Raw genomic sequence first — 255 nt, forward strand, 5'->3', positions numbered from 1 at the left:
GAAGTCGTAACAAGGTAGCCGTATCGGAAGGTGCGGCTGGATCACCTCCTTTCTAAGGAAGATTTACTAAAACGTTTGACAGTCGAAGTTTTGTTCAGTTTTGATGGTTTAACCAGGTTTTTTGCGAGAGCAAAATAACCATCCATCAGGGATTTTTGCGCAAGCAAAATATCCACCCATATTGTCTCTTCTGAGACAAATGTTTGTTCTTTGAAAACTAGATAAAGATAAATTGATAGTCAAGAAATTACCGAG

1 rRNA gene is annotated in these 255 nt (G+C 38.4%); it reads left to right on the plus strand.

The features are described 5' to 3' along the window. Positions 1–52, plus strand: a 16S ribosomal RNA gene (locus tag BAA9072_RS24055); the annotation flags it as partial. Positions 53–255 lie beyond the last annotated feature (203 nt).

This window comes from Rossellomorea arthrocnemi, from assembly GCF_904424705.1.
In the GTDB taxonomy this organism is placed as follows: Bacteria; Bacillota; Bacilli; order Bacillales; family Bacillaceae_B; genus Rossellomorea; species Rossellomorea arthrocnemi.